The sequence below is a fragment of the Mameliella sp. LZ-28 genome, from assembly GCF_012274245.1.
In the GTDB taxonomy this organism is placed as follows: domain Bacteria; phylum Pseudomonadota; class Alphaproteobacteria; order Rhodobacterales; family Rhodobacteraceae; genus Antarctobacter; species Antarctobacter albus.
The window spans coordinates 288069-305766 of record NZ_JAANYX010000032.1 but is presented as its reverse complement, the minus strand read 5'-3'; the positions used below and the strand labels follow the sequence as shown (position 1 = coordinate 305766).

The following is a 17698-nucleotide window of genomic DNA, read 5'->3' as shown; positions in this document are numbered from 1 at the left end:
TCTTTGACCATTGCGGAGGCGTTTTCTGCCCCACACCGTCCGGTCCGGATTTTCCGGGCCGCACTGCCAGCCCCAGACAGCGCACAATGCGCTCCCCACACATGAGACATGTGTCCCTGACGGTGCTGCAACCGGGCCACTGACGCCCTCTGCGCGTCGGCCCTGAACGACCCGGACGGCCCACCGCACGCCCGCGCGTGCCCTACCACCCCATCCCCTGACAGAACGTCGGCACATCAGACCATCCACCGCGCGAGCCCCCGGTTCGCGCGCTTTGCAACGACATGTGGCGCCCGCTGCGGACGCCCGGTCGAACGGATCAGACAGGCCTGCGCGCCAAAAAAAGATTGTACCAAAAAGGAGTGATCCCAAATGCCAAACTTCCAAGCGACGGACATGCTGTATTTCCGGGGCTCGGACAGCGGTTCGACCCTGACGCCCTCCGGGAACTACGTTCTCTACACCTCGAACACGACCGTGGTGGACGGCAACACTGATGGCCAGGTCAACCTTGGCTTCGACTACCTTCAGTGGGGCAGCAGCACGCTGTCCTTCAGCAGCTTTACCATCACGATCAATGGCAACGAATACGCCATCTTCCAGGACGGCCGGGATTTCTACATCCCCTTCGATTCCAGCATCGACGACCTGTCGACGCTGAACGGCAGCGCCGTCACGCAGCCCATTTCTTCGCCCACCGCATCCGCCAGCACGATCAACTGTTTTGCGGCAGGCACCCGGATCGCGACCGCCCGGGGCGAAGCCGCCGTCGAAACGCTGACAGCGGGCCAGGAGATCCTGCGCGCCGATGGCGGCACCACCCGGGTACGTTGGGTCGGCCACCAGGCGGTGCGTCCCGTCGACGGCCACCTGATCGTGATCCGTGCCGGCGCGCTGGGTGCTGGGCTACCGCTGCGCGACCTGATCGTGACCGGCGATCACGGAATGGTTCTGGACGGGCATGTCGTCAACGCCTCTGTCCTGGTGAACGGGCGCGGGATCACCTGGGCCGACCCGGCGCAGATGCCCCAGACCGTTACCGTCTACCATGTCGAGACCGAGACCCACGAGGCGCTGTTGGCGGAAGGCGCCCCGGCAGAAACCTATGTCGATTACGCCGGGCGTGGCGCCTTTGCCAACTACCAGGAATACCTCGACCTGAACGGCGCAGACCGGCTCATCCACGAGATGGCCCTGCCCCGGATTTCCAGCCGCCGTTTCCTGCCCGACTGCCTCCGCGCCCGGCTGGACGACGATACCCCGCAGCACGCGGATTTCGCGCAAAGCGCCTGATCGCGACGCACCTTGCGGGCCGTGGGTCTTGGTCCTTGATTTAGCTCCGGCGCACATGTAAGGACACGCATCTTTCGGTGCCGGGGCGACTCGGCGCCGATTGGTTTTGTTGTCCGGAAACGGGTGGCACCCGAACAAAGAACAGCTGGTCATCTTTTTCCCGACAGGGGGAAAGCACTGCCCAGACATCTCCGCGGGAAAACCGCGACGAACATAGGAGAAGGTCAGATGGATCTGATCGCACAGCTCGAGGCAGAACAGATTGCCTCGCTCGGGAAGAGCATTCCCGATTTCAAGCCCGGCGACACCGTGCGCGTCGGCTACAAGGTGACCGAAGGCACCCGCACCCGTGTGCAGAACTACGAAGGCGTCTGCATCAGCCGCAAGAACGGCAAGGGCATCGCGGGTTCGTTCACCGTTCGCAAGATCTCTTTCGGTGAAGGCGTGGAACGTGTGTTCCCGCTGTACTCGACCAACATCGAGTCGATCGAAGTCGTCCGTCGTGGCCGCGTCCGCCGCGCCAAGATGTACTACCTGCGCTCGCGCCGTGGCAAGTCGGCCCGTATCGCAGAGGACACCACCTACAAGCCGCTCAAAGGCAAGAGCGCTGGCGCTGACGCGTAAGGAGCCCGCGATATGAAAAAGAATCTGCACCCCGATTATCACCTGATCACCGTCAAGATGACCGACGGGACCGAGTATCAGACCCGTTCGACCTGGGGCAAAGAGGGCGACACGCTCGTGCTCGACATCGACCCCACCGTGCACCCGGCCTGGACCGGCGGTACGGGCCGCATGCTCGACCAGGGCGGCCGCGTGTCGAAGTTCAAGAAGAAATACGAAGGCCTCGGCTTCTGAGCCTTCCGCCTTTCGAAACAGGACGCCGCCCCTCGGGGCGGCGTTTTTCGTTTGGCAGACCGCGAACGGCCGTTCGAGCGGTCATTTCTTGACGCTCAGCCCCATCCCGGACACGGTCTTGGGGCCGCTGGGGGCATGCAATTCATCCGGCACACAGGTTGTCCATTTCACCTGTCCCGGGCTGACCTTGGGCATGCAGGGCGGGGTGTCCGCCACGGCGACATTGGCCAGGGCAACAAGGGCTGTCATCGAAAGCAAAGCAATACGCATTGTAATCTCCTCAATCAAAATTCGGGGCCTGGAACACCCCGCCGGTCAAAGCTACGCGGGCCGGTCGCGGCGCGTCAGTCTGATTTCCCTCACCCGGACCCGGCAGGTTCTTGCGCATCTCGGGCCGAGCGCCCGTGGCATTCACCGTACCCAAGGCGCCTCGCCCCACTGGACAGCCCTTCGCACCCCTGCCAATTTGATCAAAACCCGCAGCCGGAGTCGCCGCCATGAAGGACGAGAACTTTCTCAAGGAAAACAACGCCCGCCAACTCTGGCACCCGATGGGCGCCCCGGGCGACGCACAGGCCAACCCGCCCAAGATCATCAAGGGCGCCGAGGGCAGCAGCATCACCGACATCGACGGGCACTCTGCCGTGGACGCGGTGGGCGGCCTGTGGTGCGTGAACCTTGGCTATTCCAACGACCGGGTGAAACAGGCCATCGCGGATCAGCTGTTCGACCTGCCCTATTACTCGGCCTTCGCCGGCACCTCGAACCCGCCGGCGATCGAGGCCGCCTATGCGGTGCAGGAGTTCTTTGCCCCTGACGGCATGGAGCGGGTGTTCTTCACTTCGGGCGGCTCGGACTCGGTGGAAACCTGCCTGCGGCTGGCGCGGCAGTACCACCGCCTGCGGGGCGAAGCGACGCGCACCAAGTTTCTCAGCCTGAAAAAGGGCTATCACGGCACCCATTTCGGCGGCGCGAGCGTGAACGGCAACAACCGCTTCCGCATCAACTATGAACCGCTCCTGCCCGGCTGTTTCCACCTGCCCTCCCCCTACCCCTATCGCAACCCCTTCAACGAGACGGACCCGGCGAAACTGGCCCAACTGATCGCGCAGGCGATGGAGGACGAGATCCAGTTCCAGGGCGCGAACACCATCGCGGCCTTCATCATGGAACCGATCCAGGGCGCCGGGGGCGTGATCGTACCGGATGCCACCTTCATGCCGCTGATGCGCGAGATCTGCGACCGGCACGGCATCCTCCTGATCTCGGACGAGGTCATCACCGGCTTTGGCCGCACCGGCGACTGGTCCGGCGCGCGGCACTGGGGCGTGCAGCCCGACATGATGAGCACCGCCAAGGGCATCACATCGGGCTATTTCCCGGTGGGCGCGGCCCTGATGTCCGGCAAGGTGGCCGAGGTCTTCGAAGGTGCGGGCGCCGATGGCGGCATCTACCACGGCTACACCTATTCCGCGCATCCGGTGGGCGCCGCGGCGGTGATCGCCTGCCTCGAAGAGACCCTGCGCCTCGACACGAAAACCAACGCGGCGGCACGCGGCAAGCAGCTGTATGACGGGGTCTGCAAGCTGGCCGAACGCTATGACATCATCGGCGACGTGCGCGGCGGCCACGGACTGATGACCGGGATCGAGATCGTCAGCGACCGCGCGGCCAAGACGCCGATGGACGGTGAAACCATGAAGCGCATCCACCAGACCGCCTACGAGGCTGGCGCGATGGTCCGCCTTGGCATGCACAACATCCTGATGTCGCCGCCGCTGACCATCACCGAGGGCGAGATCGACACCATCCTCACCGCCTTGGACAAGGGGTTTGCCTCCGCCTGACAGCGGGCCGGGGGCCGTGAAACGGCACGGCCCCTTCCCGCCCTTTCGGTGCGCGTCACCCGCTGGCGCACCGCACTGTCGCTGCTCCGGCAGTTTGACATTTGGCCCGTGCCGCATCCGTGATAAGCTGAATCCAGCATCAATGACGCGGCGTCGGAGCCAGGTGCATGATCTTGCCCGGCGTCACGCGCAAACCGTTGGGTGCGGACATGCCGACAGACTTGACCTTTGCAGACCGTTACCAGTCGATCCTGGTACCGGTGATCTTCAGGCCCTGGGCAGAAGAGCTCGTCCGCCGCGCTGAACCCGGGGCGGGGGAACATATCCTTGATCTTGCCTGCGGCACGGGCGTGGTCACGAGGCTGGTCTCTTCGCTCGCGTTCCAACCGGGCAGTCTCACTGGCTGCGATCACAGCCCCGACATGCTGCGCGTCGCACGGACCCTCGCCGACAACGCCGCAAGGGATGTCGAATGGGTCGAAGCCGATGCGGCACACCTGCCCTTCCCGGACGACCGCTTCGATCTGGCATTTTGCCAGCAAGCCTTGCAGTTCTTCCCGGACAAGCCCGCCGCGCTGAGCGATCTGCACCGCGTCATGAAACCGGGCGGGCGGGTTGTCTTCTGCGTGCAACGAGAGCTGGACGTCAACCCGATGCTTCGGGCGCAGGCCGCCGCGCTTGACGCCTGTGTCGGCAGCACCGCCGGGGATGCTGTCCGGGCCATCTGCAGCCTACCGGACGGAAATGAACTGAGGCAGCTGTTCAAAGAGGCGGGTTTCCGGGACATCGAAGTCGACCCAGTGACACTGACGCTGCATCACCCTGATGCCCGCGCCTTTGCGATCGGGGCAATGGGCGGCATGCACACGGGGGACAAGCTGTCAGACCTGGCAAGGGATGGCGTTGCGCGCGCCGTGGGGATCTTTCTGGATGGGCTGGAGGCCTGTTTCGACGGAACGTCGATGACATTTCCACACGCGTCGCACGTCGTGGTCGCCAAAGCCTGATCCACTGTACCGGGCTTCAAACGCCCTTTGTCCGCAGGCCCCCGGATCGGTCAATGACGGACTTGTACGGCAGGGGGCCGAACCCGGTCCCCTGCCTGTGCTGTTGCAAGCCTCAGTGCTTGAACTTCTTGATCTCACCCGATTTCAGGCGGTCGAGGTAGCTGTTCACCTCGCGCTTGACGATCGGCATCAGGAAGTAGAGGCCGATGATGTTGACCACTGCCATCGCAAAGATCGCCGCATCCGAGAAGTCGATCACCGGGCCAAGGCTGGCCGAAGCCCCGATAATCACGAAGATGCAGAAGATCACCTTGAACACCAGTTCCTTGGTCTTTCCCTCGCCGAACAGGAAGGTCCAGGCCTTCAGGCCGTAGTAGGACCAGCTGATCATCGTCGAGAAGGCAAAGAGGATCACGGCAATGGCAAGGATCGTCGGGAACCAGCTGAAGGAGCTTCCGAAGGCCGCCGCCGTCAGGCCCACGCCCGAGGTATCGCCGACTGTCCTGATCGCGGTCCCGGCCTCGTTCAGCAGGTAGTTGCCCGTCGCCTCGTCGATCACCAGTTGCTGGGTGATGATGATCACCAGCGCCGTCATGGTGCAGATCACCACCGTGTCGATGAAGGGTTCAAGCAAGGACACGAAGCCTTCGGTGATCGGCTCCTTGGTACGCACGGCAGAGTGTGCGATGGCCGCCGAACCGACGCCCGCCTCGTTCGAGAAGGCCGCCCGCTTGAACCCCTGGATCAGCGCGCCGACCATGCCGCCCGCGACACCCAACCCGGTAAAGGCACCGGCAAAGATCTGACCGAATGCCCAGCCGATCATGTCGGCGTTCATGATCAGGATGATCAGCGCCGTGCCGACGTAGATCACCGCCATGAAGGGCACGACCTTTTCCGTCACCGAGGCGATGGATTTCAGCCCGCCGATGATGACGACAAAGACGATCGCCGCAAAGATCAGCCCGGTGATGAAGCCGGGATAGTCCCCCAGCACCCCGGTCAGCGCCTGGTGTGCCTGGTTGGCCTGGAACATGTTGCCGCCGCCCAGCGACCCCAGGATACAGAAGATCGAGAAGAGCACCGCCAGGATGCCGCCGCCCGGCAGTCCGCGTTCGGCAAAACCCTTGGTCAGGTAGTACATCGGACCGCCCGAGACATGGCCGTCCTCGAACTCGTTTCGGTATTTCACGCCCAGCGTACATTCGGTGAATTTCGACGCCATGCCCATGAGACCGGCGAGGATCATCCAGAAGGTCGCCCCCGGCCCGCCGATGCCCACGGCCACCGCGACACCCGCGATATTGCCCAGACCGACCGTGCCCGACAGCGCCGTGGCCAGCGCCTGGAAGTGGCTGACCTCGCCCGCGTCATCAGGATCGGAATAGTCGCCTTTGACCAGCGCGATGGAATGCGGAAAGGCCCGGAACTGGATGAAGCCGAAATAGATGGTGAAGACGGTTGCAGCGATCACCAGCCAGGCGACGATCCAGGGAAAGCTGGTGCCGGGAAAGGGGCTGAAGATGAAGCTCACGAACCAGCCGGTTGCACCGCTGAAGACCGCGTTGATCCTGTCGTCGATGGTCTGCTCCTGCGCGGCGGCAGCGCCCGCAAAAAGCAGAAAAGCCGTGGCGGCAAGCGCCGCACGTTGTGTCAATCTGTTCATGTCGGTTGTCCTGTTCTACGGCGCTTCAGGGGACGATGGTGCAGGGCACCGGGGCGGTCTGGACCAGCGACCCGGCGACAGAGCCGAAGACCCGGCTGCCGAAACGCGAATGCCCGTTCCGCCCGATGAAGATCTGGGCCGCCTCCATCTTGTCGGCGACCTCGCACAGCGTGTCGGCGATATGGCCGTAACGCAGCACCGTCTCGACCGGCACGCCCTTGCCCTCGACCGCGGCCTTGGCGGGCGTAATGATCGATTTCTCGGCCCGGTTCAGCTCTTCCTTGCGGCGCATGTGGCGCTCTTCAAGCTCGGTCGGGGTCAGGAAGGAGTAGGGCGACCATTCCAGCACATGGGCGATCACAACCGTCGCCCCCTGCGCCGCGGCGCGATCCATCGCGAAGTCCAGCGCACGCCGCGCCGCTTCGCTGCCGTCATATCCGACGACAAACTAATCGTTCATCTTGATTGTCCCTGTTCCGTTTATTCGCCTTATGGCTGAGTGAAGAGTAACAACGGTGTGACAGGGGATTTTCCCGAAAACATGTCAAACGCATGCCGGTTCGACCGAATTATCCAATTTTTCGCGCCTGAGGCAAAGCATCTCCCGGTTTTTATGCGGTAAGGAGCCGGTTTTGCCCCATCAGCCTGCGACCGTTTCGCCCATGACGCATTCGCAGAAATGAATGTATACCTTCGCATAACCCGATTCCCCGCATGCAGGAGGTGCAGGCCTTGGAATTCCGCAAGATCACCGACGACATCACCGTCTCTCCCCAGATCACCGCAGATCACCTGCAAGAGATCGCCGACGCCGGCTATCGCGCCGTCATCTGCAACCGCCCGGATGGCGAGGGCGCCGATCAGCCGACCTTTGACGAGATCGCAGCGGCGGCCAAGGCAAAGGGGCTGGAGGTCCGCTATCAGCCCGTGACTTCGGGCAAGGTCCGGGACGAGGACGCCGAGGCCTTTGGCAAGCTGCTGCGAGAATTGCCCGGCCCGGTCTTTGCCTACTGCCGCACCGGCACGCGGTCGGCGACGCTCTGGTCGCTGAGCCAGGCCAATGCGCTGGCCCCGGCGACCATCCTCGCCGCGACCAAGGGCGCCGGCTATGACATGGCCGGTGTCGTGCGGCGCATCGTGAACGGCGGCAAGACCCCCACGGACGAAGGCGACGCCAAGTTCGACGTCGTGATCGTGGGCGGCGGCGCGGCGGGGATCGCCGTGGCTTCCAGCCTCAAGGCGCGCAAGCCGGGGCTGGACATCGCCATTCTGGACCCGGCCGACGTGCACTATTACCAGCCCGGCTGGACGATGGTCGGCGGCGGTGTCTTCGAGGCCGCGACCACGGCCCGCACGATGGGCAGCCTGATCCCGCAGGGTGTCCACTGGATCAAATCCGCCGTCGCCGCCTTCGAACCGCAGAACAATGCCGTGGTGCTCGATGGCTGCCGCGTGGTGAAATACGACCGGCTGATCGTCTGCCCGGGGCTGAAACTGGACTGGCACGGTGTCGAGGGGCTGGTGGACACGCTGGGCAAGAACGGCGTGACCTCGAACTATCGCTATGACCTGGCGCCCTACACCTGGGAGCTGGTCAGCAAGATGCGCGAGGGGCGCGCGCTGTTCACCCAGCCGCCGATGCCGATCAAATGCGCCGGCGCACCGCAAAAGGCGATGTACCTGTCGGGCGACCATTGGTTCCGCACCGGGCGGCTGAAGGACATCGACATCCAGTTCATGAACGCCGGCGGCGTGCTCTTCGGGGTCAAGGACTATGTCCCTGCGCTGATGGACTACGTCAGGAAATACGACGCCTCGCTGAACTTCTTCCACAACCTGATCGCCGTGGACGGCCCCGGAAAAACGGCAACCTTCAAGGTCTCCAAGCCAGACGAAGAGCCGACCGAGGTCACGGTCGACTTCGACATGATGCATGTCTGCCCGCCGCAGGTGGCACCGGATTTCATCCGCGTGTCACCGCTGGCCGATGCCGCCGGATGGGTCGACGTGGACCAGGCCACGCTGCGGCATAAGACCTACGACAACATCTGGTCTTTGGGGGACGTGATGAACGCGCCCAACGCCAAGACCGCCGCCGCCGCCCGGATGCAGGCGCCCGTGGTGGCCGAGAACGTGGTGGCCGACACCCGCGGCCTCAGCCCGCACGCGGTCTACAACGGTTACGGGTCCTGCCCGCTGACGGTGGAGAAGGGCAAGATCGTCCTGGCCGAGTTCGGCTATGGCGGTGCGCTGCTGCCCTCCTTCCCCAAGTGGGTGATCGACGGAACCAAGCCGACGCGCGCCGCCTGGTTGCTCAAGGAACAGATCCTGCCGCCTGTCTACTGGAAGGCCATGTTGCGCGGGAAGGAATGGATGGCCAAGCCGGAAAGCGTCTCGGCCGGATAAACCCAAGGGCACAAGGGGCCGGAGCCAATGGCCCGGCCCCTTTTCGTCTGCCGAAGTCGTCTGGCGAATGCGCACTGCCCCTTTTAAATTCTGATTCCTGAATATATATACGAGTTCCAAACGCGACTCGGGGGATGAACCCGACCCGAAAGCAGGATTCGCCATGCAACTGCCACGCCAACTGACCCGCTACCTGCCCATTCTCGACTGGGCGCGGACTTATGACCGCGAAACCGCCTCTGCCGATGGGCTGGCGGCGGTGATCGTGACGATCATGCTGATCCCGCAATCTCTGGCCTACGCGCTGCTGGCGGGCCTGCCCGCCGAGATGGGCCTTTACGCCTCGATCCTGCCGCTGGTGGCCTATGCGATCTTCGGCACCAGCCGCGCGCTTGCCGTCGGCCCCGTGGCCGTCGTCTCGCTGATGACCGCCGCCGCCATCGGCAACCTGGGCCTGTCGGACCCGGTGGACATTGCGCTGGCCGCCGGAACGCTGGCCTTCATCTCTGGCGTGATCCTGTCCTTGCTGGGGCTGTTCCGGCTGGGCTTCCTCGCCAATTTCCTGTCGCACCCGGTCATCGCCGGTTTCATCACCGCCTCGGGCGTGTTGATCGCCGCCTCGCAGCTGAAACATATCTTCGGCATCGACATGCACGGTCACACCCTGACCGAGTTGATCCGCACCATGTTCGCGCATCTGGGCGAGACCAACGGCTATACCCTCGTCCTGGGCCTGTCGGCGCTGGCCTTCCTGTTCTGGGTCCGCAAGGGTCTGAAACCGCTGCTGCTGAAAAAGGGGGTCCCGCCGAAACTGGCCGACGTGCTGACCAAGGCCGGCCCCGTGGCCGCCGTCGTCGTGACCACGCTGGCCACCTGGGTCTTTGGCCTGTCGAATGCCGGGGTCAAGATCGTCGGCGAGATCCCGATGGGTCTGCCGCCGCTGACCGCACCCAGCTTTTCGCCATCGCTCTGGAATGAGCTCTTCATGTCCGCGCTGCTGATCTCGATCATCGGCTTCGTGGAATCCGTGTCCGTCGCGCAGACGCTGGCCGCCAAGCGGCGCCAGCGCATCTCGCCCGACCAGGAGCTGATCGGCCTGGGCACCTCGAACATCGCCTCGGCGGTCTCGGGCGGCTTTCCGGTGACGGGTGGTTTCTCGCGCTCGGTGGTGAACTTCGACGCCGGCGCCGCGACCCCGGCGGCGGGCGCCTATACCGCCGTGGGAATCGCCGTCGCGACGCTGCTGCTGACGCCCCTGCTGTTCTTCCTGCCCAAGGCGACGTTGGCCGCGACGATCATCGTGGCCGTCCTCAGCCTTGTCGATTTCTCGATCCTCAAGAAGGCCTGGGGCTATTCCAGGGTCGATTTCGCCGCTGTCTTTGCCACCATCGTCCTGACGCTGGGGTTCGGCGTGGAACTGGGCGTTTCGGCGGGAGTGCTGATCTCGATCGGCCTGCATCTCTACAAGACCTCGCGCCCGCATGTGGCAGAGGTCGGGCTGGTGCCGGAGACCCATCATTTCCGCAACATCAAGCGCCACAAGGTCGAGACGCTGCCCCACCTCGTCACGCTGCGGGTGGACGAAAGCCTGTATTTCGCCAACGCGCGTTTCCTCGAGGACTACGTTCTTGGCCGCGTCACCTGTGACGAGCCGATCGAACATGTCGTGCTGATGTTCCCGGCGGTCAACGAGGTCGACATGAGCGCGCTGGAAACGCTGGAAGAACTGAACCGCCGCCTGTCGGAAATGGGCATTCAGTTGCACCTGTCCGAGGTGAAGGGCCCGGTGATGGACCGGCTGAAACGGTCGCATTTCCTGGACGAGCTGACTGGCAAGGTCTTCCTGTCGCAATACGACGCCTGGCAAGCCCTGCAAGAGCCTGCCCCCAGCCCGGAGCAGGGCTCACCCGCCAAGGTAGGTGCGGCCTGACGCTTCGAGCGTGAAGATCGCGCCATTGTCCTCAAGAACGGCAACGCCGGGCGGGCGCCCGTAGCCCGCCCCGGTATCCAGGTTCAGGCGGTTGGGTTTCAGCTCGGGCGCCTCCACCGGCGTATGCCCGTGCACGATCAACGCCCCGTGGTCGCGCGGGTCATCGTGGAACTCTTGCCGGATCCACAACAGGTCTTCCTCGTCCTGCTGATCCAGCGGCACGCCGGGGCGGATGCCCGCATGGACAAAGACCTTGCCCGCCTCGCGGTGCATCAGTTTCAGCCCCTGCAAGAAGGCCAGGTGTTCCGGCGGCACGGCGGCCCGGAACTCGGCGGCCAGGTCCTTGCGCCGGATCCGAGTGGGCACGTCGACACCGTAGGAGTCCGCCGTGTCCAGCCCGCCGATGCGTTCATGGAACCAGTCGTAGCCCAGCAGCAGGTAAGGGTCCTGGCGCGGTGCGGGCGGCGCGATGAACCATTCGAACAGGCGGTCGTGGTTGCCTTTCAGGCAGACCCAGTTTCGCCCCTCGGCCAGACCCCGGCTCAGCCGTTCGATCACCCCGCGAGAGTTCGGCCCTCGGTCGACGTAATCACCCAGGAAGATCACGCGCGCATCCGGCCCGCCGTCCTGCTCGATCCGGTCCAGCGCGGTGTCCAGCATGGCCAGCTGGCCGTGAATGTCGCCAATGGCGTAGATCGTGTCACCCATGCCCGCCGCCTAGCATGTTCCCCACGGCCCGGCCAGTGCGCCCGCGCCACTGGCAGGGGCTGCCGGTTGCGCCTAGGGTGCGGCCAGGAAACAGCCAAGGAAACATCATGTCGACGCCTTCCCTGCCCCTCGACGGGTCCTGCCGCTGCGGCCAGGTCCACATCCGGATCACCAAGCCGCCCCTGATGACCGCCGCCTGCCATTGCCGGGGCTGCCAGAAAATGTCCTCGAGCGCCTTTTCCTTGACCGTCATGGTCCCCGCGGACGGGCTGGAAGTGACTAAGGGCGCGCCGGTCGAATGCGGCACCCACGGACCGGACCAGGACCACATGGCCTGCCCGCATTGCATGAGCTGGATGTTCACCCGCATCACCGGGATCGACGCCTTCGTGAACGTCCGCCCGACGATGTTCGACGACACCAGCTGGTTTTCGCCCTTCATCGAGACCATGACCAGCGCCCGCCTGCCCTGGGCCACCACCCCGGCGCGGCACAGCTACGTGGAATGGCCGCCGATGGACCGGTTCGAAGAGCTGATCGCCGAATACCACGCGCAGGGCTGACACCCGGACAAGAAAAGACCCTCCCCCGGCGCGCGGGAGAGGGTCGTAGCCGTCAGGGCTGACGCCAGGTTCAGGCCACGTCGAATTGCAGCGGCTTGATCTGGTTGAACAGGCCGGTTTCTGCCAACTGCGCGCGGGCCTCGGCCGGGACCGGCTCATCGACGTACAGCAGCGCGATAGCCTCGCCCCCCGCATCCTTGCGCCCCAGGGTAAAGTTCGCGATGTTCACGCCGTTTTTGCCCATCGTATGCCCCAGCGCACCAATGATGCCCGGTTCATCGTTGTTGGTGGTATACAGCATGTGGCGACCGACCTCGGCGTCGATGTTGATGCCCTTGATCTGGATGAAGCGCGGCTTGCCGTCGCTGAACACCGTCCCGGCGATCGAGCGTTCGCGCTTTTCTGTCACGACCGTCACCTTGATGTAGCCCTCGAAGGCGCCCGACTGCTCCTGGTTGGTGGTCGAGATCTTGATGCCACGCTCACGCGCCACCATCGGCGCCGAAACCATGTTCACCTCGGGATTCACCGATTTCATGATCCCGGCAATCAGCGAACAGTTCAGCGCCTCCAGGTTCATGGTCGCCGCTTCGCCGTCGTAAAGGATGTTGATCGCCTTGATCGCCTCGTCGGTCATCTGGCCGATGAAGCTGCCCAGGTGATCGGCCAGCTTGATCCAGGGCCCCATGACCTTGGCCTCTTCGGCGGTGACACTGGGCATGTTCAGCGCGTTCTGCACCGCGCCGGTCAGCAGGTAATCCGACATCTGTTCCGCCACCTGCAGGGCGACGTTTTCCTGCGCCTCGCTGGTCGAGGCGCCAAGGTGCGGCGTGCAGACCACGTTCGGCAGGTTGAACAGCGGGTTTTCCTTGGCCGGTTCCTCGGCAAAGACGTCAAAGGCCGCGCCGGCCACGTGGCCGGACTTGATCAGCTCTGCCAGCGCCGCCTCGTCGACCAGGCCGCCACGGGCACAGTTGATGATGCGCACGCCTTTCTTGGTCTTGGCCAGGTTCTCCTTCGACAGGATATTGCGGGTCTGGTCGGTCAGCGGAACGTGCAGCGTGATGAAATCGGCGCGTTTCAACAGGTCGTCCAGGTCCTCGACCTTTTCCACCTGCATCTTTCCGGCCTTCTCTTCCGACAGGAAGGGATCATAGGCCACGACCTTCATCTTGAGGCCGCGCGCGCGGTCGCAGACGATGCCGCCGATATTGCCGGCACCGATCACGCCCAAGGTCTTGCCGGTCAGCTCGACGCCCATGAACTTGGATTTCTCCCACTTGCCCGCGTGGGTCGAGGCGCTGGCCTCGGGGATCTGGCGGGCGCAGGCAAACATCATGGCGATGGCATGTTCGGCAGTGGTGATCATGTTGCCGAAGGGCGTGTTCATCACGATCACGCCCTTTTTCGACGCCGCTTCCTTGTCGACGTTGTCGGTGCCGATCCCGGCGCGGCCCACCACCTTCAGCTTGTGGGCATGTTCCAGGATCGAGGGCGTCACCTTGGTGGCCGACCGGATGGCAAGGCCGTCATATTGGCCGATGATCTCGGCCAGCTTTTCCTTGTCCTTGCCCACGTCGGGCAGGAAATCGACATCGATGCCGCGATCGCGAAAGATCTGGACGGCGGTTTCCGAGAGCTTGTCGGAGACGAGAACTTTGGGTGCAGTCATGGGATACACACCCCGGACCTGATCCGGGGCCTCCTGTTGAGAGGATATGGGGGAGAGGCCCCGGGTCCGCCCCGGGGCGCGCGTGTTGTCTCAGGCGGCTTGCGCTTGCGCCGCGATCTCTGCCGCGAAGGCATGTTCCAGCCAGGGCATCAGGGCCTCGATGTCCGAGGTTTCCACCGTGGCGCCGCACCAGATGCGCAGGCCCGCCGGGGCGTCACGATAGGCGCCGATGTCCAGCGCCACGCCTTCGGCCTCCAGCCGCTTGGCCACGGCTTTGGCGAATGCCGCGCCATCCTTGATCCGGTCGTCGGTGAACTTCAGGCAGACACTGGTGTTCGACCGCGTCGCCGGGTCCTCTGCCAGGTTGGCGATCCAGTCGTGCGTATCGCAGAAATCCCAGATCACCTTGGCGTTGGCGTCGGCGCGGGCCATCAGCGCGGTCAGACCGCCAATCTCGCGCGCCCAGTCCAGCGCCACCAGGTAGTCCTCGACCGCCAGCATCGACGGCGTGTTGATCGTCGCGCCGGTAAAGATGCCGTCGATCAGCTTGCCGCCCTTGGTCAGGCGAAAGATCTTGGGCAGCGGCCATGCGGGGGTGTAGCTTTCCAGCCGCTCGACGGCGCGGGGGCTGAGGATCAGCATCCCGTGCGCGGCCTCGCCGCCCATGACCTTTTGCCAGGAAAAGGTCGTCACATCCAGCTTGTCCCACGGCAGGTCCTGCGCAAAGGCCGCCGAGGTGGCGTCGCAGATGGTCAGGCCCTGGCGGTCCGCCGGGATCACGTCGCCATTGGGGACGCGCACGCCCGAAGTGGTGCCGTTCCAGGTAAAGACGACGTCGGAGTCATAGTCGATCGCGGCCATGTCCACGATCTCGCCGTAGCCGGCCTCTTTCACATCGGCGTCGATCTTGAGTTGCTTGACGACATCGGACACCCAGCCCGAGCCAAAGCTTTCCCAAGCCACCATTGTCGCCTTGCGTGCGCCCAGCATCGACCACATGGCCATCTCGACCGCGCCGGTGTCGGACGCGGGAACGATGCCGATCTTGTAGTCTGCCGGGATGCCCAGGATTTCGCGCGTGCCTTCGATGGCCGCTTTCAGCTTGTCCTTGCCCACCGCCGCGCGGTGTGACCGGCCCAGGGCCGCGTCGGACAGCTTGTCCAGGGAGAATGTGGGGATCTTGGCGCAGGGGCCAGAGGAAAAACGCGGATTAGCCGGCCGCGTTGCCGGTGCTTGGGGTGCCATAGCTGAGCTAACCTTCCAGATAGATGCCCCTCGTTGGGGAGGGGTGTCCCACGAACGCATCTACGGCAGGGCCGGAGACTCGGCAAGTCGGTTTTTGCATCTATTGCGTCGGGTTTCAGGCCCGCACGCGGTGGCCCTGACGCCAATCGGAAACTCGACAACGGCATTCCAAACGGAAAAAGGCGCCCGCAGGCGCCTTTCAGGGACGGTGGGCGGGGCGACGTCGGGCCGCATGGCCCGGCAAGCGTCGCCCGACGGCCCTCAGGTCTTGGGCCGGTTGTCGACGATGCGCACCGCCTTGCCCTGGCTTCGGGCCACGCCGCCGGGCTCGGCGACCTCGACCTTGACGGTCACGCCGACCACCTGCTTGACCTTGGCCGCCAGCTCGCGTGCGGCCTCGGCACCGCCTTCGACGGAATGCGGCCAGGGTTCGACGACCACCTTCATGACGTCCTTGTGGTCGACCCGGTCCAGTTCCAGCTGGAAATGCGGTGCAAGCGCCTTGACCGTCATCAGCTGTTCCTCGATCTGGGTCGGGAAGACGTTGACGCCACGCAGGATGATCATGTCATCAGATCGCCCCGTCACCTTCTCCATCCGCCGCATCGACCGCGCCGTACCGGGCAGCAGGCGCGTCAGGTCACGGGTCCGGTAGCGGATCACCGGGAAGGCCTCCTTGGTCAGCGAGGTGAAGACCAGTTCCCCCAGCTCGCCGTCCGGCAGCACCTCGCCCGTCTCCGGGTCAATGATCTCGGGGTAGAAGTGGTCTTCCCAGATATGCAGGCCGTCCTTTGTCTCGACGCATTCATTCGCCACGCCCGGCCCCATGACCTCGGACAGGCCATAGATGTCGACCGCGTGCATGTCGAAGGCCTCTTCGATTTCCAGCCGCATGGCGTTGGTCCAGGGTTCGGCGCCAAAGATTCCGACCTTCAGCGGAGACTTGCGCGGGTCGCGGCCCTGGGCGGCATATTCGTCGATGATCGACAGCGCGTAAGAGGGCGTGACCGTGATTCCCGTGGCCTGGAAATCCTCGATCAGGCGCACCTGGCGCTGGGTCATGCCGCCGGAAATCGGGACCGTGGACAGGCCCAGCTTGTCGGCGCCCAGGTGGATGCCCAGCCCCCCGGTGAACAGCCCGTAGCCATAGGCATTGTGCAGCACGTCGCCGGGCTTCAGCCCCGCCGCCCGCAGGCTGCGCGCGACCACCGTCCCCCAGGCATCCAGGTCGTTGTCGGTATAGCCCACGACCGTCGGCTGGCCCGTGGTGCCGGACGACGCATGGATGCGCCGGACCTTTTCGCGCGGGACGGCGAACATGCCGAACGGATAGTTGTCGCGCAGGTCGGTCTTGACCGTAAAGGGGAACTTGGCCAGGTCCGCCAGCGAGGTCAGGTCATCCGGGTGCACGCCCGTCGCGTCAAAGCTCTGCTTGTAGAACGGCACGTTGTCATAGGCATGGCGCAGCGACCATTTCATCCGCTGCAACTGCAGGGCGGAAATCTCATCGCGCGAGGCGATCTCGATCGGGTCAAGGCTGTCCTTGGACGGGGTGAGGTCTTCCATCGGGTCTCCTCCGGCAGTGCTGGCGCGTCAGGCGCGATCTTCCTGGGTCAATTCATCTTCGGGGAAATGCTGGCCCTTCACGGTGCGCGACAGGCCGCGCATCAGCGCCACCTTGCGGCCATCCCCGCCGGTCACGGTCACGTCGTAGACGCCTGACCGGCCGGCCAGCGCCTGTTCCTCGGCCGTGGCGGTCAACCGTTCGCCCAACTGGCCGGGAGCCAGGAAGGTGATCTGGTTTTCCTGCGCGACGGTCAGGGTGTTGTAGCTGTTGCAGGCATAGGCAAAGGCGGTGTCGGCCAGGGTAAAGATGATCCCGCCATGACAGATGCGGTGGCCGTTCAGATGCGCCGGCTGAACCTCCATCGACAGCACGGCCCGACCGGGACCCACCGCCTCGATCTGCATCTTCATCTCCTGCGCGGCGGTATCCTTGGCATACATGGCCTCGGCCGCACGCTCGGCGCGTTGCTGCGGTGTCATCTCGCTCCTCCCTCGGTGGCGCGAGACTGCCCAAAACCGACCGCGCGGTCAAGTAATTTTTGAACCACCATCCACCCCCTTGATTTATTGCCGGAAGGGCGCAACTCTGAGGGTATGAACAGCTTGACGCCCTTCCCCGGCCAGGGGTCCGCGCATGAGGTGGTCGCCTTTCAGCGGCCCGAGCTCAACGTCATCCTATCGCTCTATGGACGCATGGTCGCCGCCGGCGAATGGCGCGACTACGGGATTTCCAGCCTGCGAGAGGCGGCCGTCTTCTCGGTTTTTCGCCGCACCGCCGAACACCCGCTTTACCGGATCGAGAAACGCCCGAAGCTGCGCAACAAACAGGGCGAATACGCGGTCTACGGGATGGAAGGGCAGGTCCTGAAACGCGGCCATGACCTCAAGACCGTTCTGCGCGTGCTGGAACGCAAGCTGATCCGCCCGGTCGACTAGG

The 17698-nt window shown here is 64.4% G+C and carries 16 protein-coding genes and 1 pseudogene; 9 read left to right on the top strand and 8 right to left on the bottom strand.

Going from position 1 to position 17698, the window contains the following annotated elements:
- The first annotated feature begins 372 nt into the window (after nt 1-372).
- From G9Q80_RS16645 to rpmE, 3 genes are all read left to right on the top strand, one after another.
- The gene (locus tag G9Q80_RS16645; RefSeq protein WP_088714700.1) at nt 373-1293 is read left to right on the top strand and encodes a Hint domain-containing protein; all 921 of its coding nucleotides are present in this window, start codon (nt 373-375) and stop codon (nt 1291-1293) included.
- Between the two features lie 228 nt (nt 1294-1521).
- Nucleotides 1522-1917, top strand: coding sequence for a 50S ribosomal protein L19 (rplS, locus tag G9Q80_RS16640; protein WP_043140793.1), 396 nt, complete (start codon nt 1522-1524; stop codon nt 1915-1917).
- Between the two features lie 12 nt (nt 1918-1929).
- Nucleotides 1930-2151, top strand: a complete 222-nt coding sequence (gene rpmE, locus G9Q80_RS16635; protein WP_043140792.1) for a 50S ribosomal protein L31 — start codon at nt 1930-1932, stop codon at nt 2149-2151.
- Nucleotides 2152-2232: 81 nt separating this feature from the next.
- On the opposite strand, the gene G9Q80_RS16630 is transcribed toward rpmE, so the two are convergent.
- On the bottom strand, nt 2233-2421 hold the full coding sequence (locus G9Q80_RS16630) for a hypothetical protein (protein ID WP_088714699.1): 189 nt from the start codon (nt 2419-2421) through the stop codon (nt 2233-2235).
- 227 nt (nt 2422-2648) lie between these two features.
- On the opposite strand from G9Q80_RS16630, the gene G9Q80_RS16625 reads away from it, so the two are divergent.
- Together G9Q80_RS16625 and G9Q80_RS16620 are read left to right on the top strand one after the other, a co-directional pair.
- Nucleotides 2649-3998: an aminotransferase class III-fold pyridoxal phosphate-dependent enzyme gene (locus G9Q80_RS16625; protein ID WP_069210586.1), complete on the top strand. Its 1350-nt coding sequence runs from the start codon at nt 2649-2651 to the stop codon at nt 3996-3998.
- Between the two features lie 209 nt (nt 3999-4207).
- Nucleotides 4208-5005: a class I SAM-dependent methyltransferase gene (locus tag G9Q80_RS16620; protein WP_157903806.1), complete on the top strand. Its 798-nt coding sequence runs from the start codon at nt 4208-4210 to the stop codon at nt 5003-5005.
- A 112-nt stretch (nt 5006-5117) separates the two neighbouring features.
- Here the strand turns inward: G9Q80_RS16620 and G9Q80_RS16615 are convergent, their stop codons facing one another.
- Nucleotides 5118-6671: an alanine/glycine:cation symporter family protein gene (locus tag G9Q80_RS16615; RefSeq protein WP_043140783.1), complete on the bottom strand. Its 1554-nt coding sequence runs from the start codon at nt 6669-6671 to the stop codon at nt 5118-5120.
- 25 nt (nt 6672-6696) lie between these two features.
- Nucleotides 6697-7116, bottom strand: a pseudogene (locus tag G9Q80_RS16610) (universal stress protein); the annotation flags it as partial.
- 269 nt (nt 7117-7385) lie between these two features.
- On the opposite strand from G9Q80_RS16610, the gene G9Q80_RS16605 reads away from it, so the two are divergent.
- Both G9Q80_RS16605 and G9Q80_RS16600 read left to right on the top strand, forming a co-directional pair.
- A complete protein-coding gene (locus tag G9Q80_RS16605) occupies nt 7386-9077 on the top strand; it encodes a bifunctional protein tyrosine phosphatase family protein/NAD(P)/FAD-dependent oxidoreductase (protein ID WP_447257644.1) in 1692 nt (563 codons plus the stop codon).
- 163 nt (nt 9078-9240) lie between these two features.
- Nucleotides 9241-11007: a SulP family inorganic anion transporter gene (locus G9Q80_RS16600; RefSeq protein WP_088714697.1), complete on the top strand. Its 1767-nt coding sequence runs from the start codon at nt 9241-9243 to the stop codon at nt 11005-11007.
- Here G9Q80_RS16600 and G9Q80_RS16595 read toward each other — a convergent pair.
- A complete protein-coding gene (locus tag G9Q80_RS16595; RefSeq protein WP_069210583.1) occupies nt 10981-11715 on the bottom strand; it encodes a metallophosphoesterase family protein in 735 nt (244 codons plus the stop codon). The genes G9Q80_RS16600 and G9Q80_RS16595 overlap by 27 nt on opposite strands.
- Nucleotides 11716-11822: 107 nt before the next feature.
- Between G9Q80_RS16595 and G9Q80_RS16590 the strand changes: the two genes are divergently transcribed.
- Nucleotides 11823-12278, top strand: a complete 456-nt coding sequence (locus G9Q80_RS16590; protein ID WP_069210582.1) for a GFA family protein — start codon at nt 11823-11825, stop codon at nt 12276-12278.
- A 70-nt stretch (nt 12279-12348) separates the two neighbouring features.
- On the opposite strand, the gene serA is transcribed toward G9Q80_RS16590, so the two are convergent.
- The 4 genes from serA to paaI form a co-directional block, all read right to left on the bottom strand.
- Nucleotides 12349-13950, bottom strand: coding sequence for a phosphoglycerate dehydrogenase (gene serA / locus G9Q80_RS16585; RefSeq protein ID WP_043140770.1), 1602 nt, complete (start codon nt 13948-13950; stop codon nt 12349-12351).
- A gap of 90 nt (nt 13951-14040) precedes the next feature.
- Entirely contained in the window at nt 14041-15195 is a 1155-nt protein-coding gene (locus G9Q80_RS16580; RefSeq protein WP_088714696.1) for a phosphoserine transaminase, read from the bottom strand.
- A gap of 261 nt (nt 15196-15456) precedes the next feature.
- Nucleotides 15457-16761 (bottom strand): phenylacetate--CoA ligase PaaK, encoded by a 1305-nt coding sequence (paaK, locus tag G9Q80_RS16575; RefSeq protein ID WP_088714695.1) that lies wholly within the window; start codon nt 16759-16761, stop codon nt 15457-15459.
- Between the two features lie 27 nt (nt 16762-16788).
- Nucleotides 16789-17241 carry a hydroxyphenylacetyl-CoA thioesterase PaaI gene (gene paaI, locus G9Q80_RS16570; RefSeq protein WP_069210580.1) on the bottom strand — a complete coding sequence of 151 codons (453 nt, stop codon included), beginning with the start codon at nt 17239-17241 and terminating at the stop codon, nt 16789-16791.
- 114 nt (nt 17242-17355) lie between these two features.
- On the opposite strand from paaI, the gene G9Q80_RS16565 reads away from it, so the two are divergent.
- Nucleotides 17356-17697 (top strand): DUF2794 domain-containing protein, encoded by a 342-nt coding sequence (locus G9Q80_RS16565; RefSeq protein ID WP_088714694.1) that lies wholly within the window; start codon nt 17356-17358, stop codon nt 17695-17697.
- Nucleotide 17698 lies beyond the last annotated feature (1 nt).

Bases quoted from the DNA above. Each gene is read 5' to 3' on its own strand.
- paaI (WP_069210580.1), bottom strand. From the start codon at position 17,241: ATGACACCGCAGCAACGCGCCGAGCGTGCGGCCGAGGCCATGTATGCC.
- serA (WP_043140770.1), bottom strand. From the start codon at position 13,950: ATGACTGCACCCAAAGTTCTCGTCTCCGACAAGCTCTCGGAAACCGCC.
- G9Q80_RS16625 (WP_069210586.1), top strand. From the start codon at position 2,649: ATGAAGGACGAGAACTTTCTCAAGGAAAACAACGCCCGCCAACTCTGG.
- G9Q80_RS16580 (WP_088714696.1), bottom strand. From the start codon at position 15,195: ATGGCACCCCAAGCACCGGCAACGCGGCCGGCTAATCCGCGTTTTTCC.
- paaK (WP_088714695.1), bottom strand. From the start codon at position 16,761: ATGGAAGACCTCACCCCGTCCAAGGACAGCCTTGACCCGATCGAGATC.
- G9Q80_RS16630 (WP_088714699.1), bottom strand. From the start codon at position 2,421: ATGCGTATTGCTTTGCTTTCGATGACAGCCCTTGTTGCCCTGGCCAAT.
- G9Q80_RS16605 (WP_447257644.1), top strand. From the start codon at position 7,386: ATGCAGGAGGTGCAGGCCTTGGAATTCCGCAAGATCACCGACGACATC.
- rpmE (WP_043140792.1), top strand. From the start codon at position 1,930: ATGAAAAAGAATCTGCACCCCGATTATCACCTGATCACCGTCAAGATG.
- G9Q80_RS16590 (WP_069210582.1), top strand. From the start codon at position 11,823: ATGTCGACGCCTTCCCTGCCCCTCGACGGGTCCTGCCGCTGCGGCCAG.
- G9Q80_RS16615 (WP_043140783.1), bottom strand. From the start codon at position 6,671: ATGAACAGATTGACACAACGTGCGGCGCTTGCCGCCACGGCTTTTCTG.
- G9Q80_RS16600 (WP_088714697.1), top strand. From the start codon at position 9,241: ATGCAACTGCCACGCCAACTGACCCGCTACCTGCCCATTCTCGACTGG.
- rplS (WP_043140793.1), top strand. From the start codon at position 1,522: ATGGATCTGATCGCACAGCTCGAGGCAGAACAGATTGCCTCGCTCGGG.
- G9Q80_RS16565 (WP_088714694.1), top strand. From the start codon at position 17,356: ATGAACAGCTTGACGCCCTTCCCCGGCCAGGGGTCCGCGCATGAGGTG.
- G9Q80_RS16645 (WP_088714700.1), top strand. From the start codon at position 373: ATGCCAAACTTCCAAGCGACGGACATGCTGTATTTCCGGGGCTCGGAC.
- G9Q80_RS16595 (WP_069210583.1), bottom strand. From the start codon at position 11,715: ATGGGTGACACGATCTACGCCATTGGCGACATTCACGGCCAGCTGGCC.
- G9Q80_RS16620 (WP_157903806.1), top strand. From the start codon at position 4,208: ATGCCGACAGACTTGACCTTTGCAGACCGTTACCAGTCGATCCTGGTA.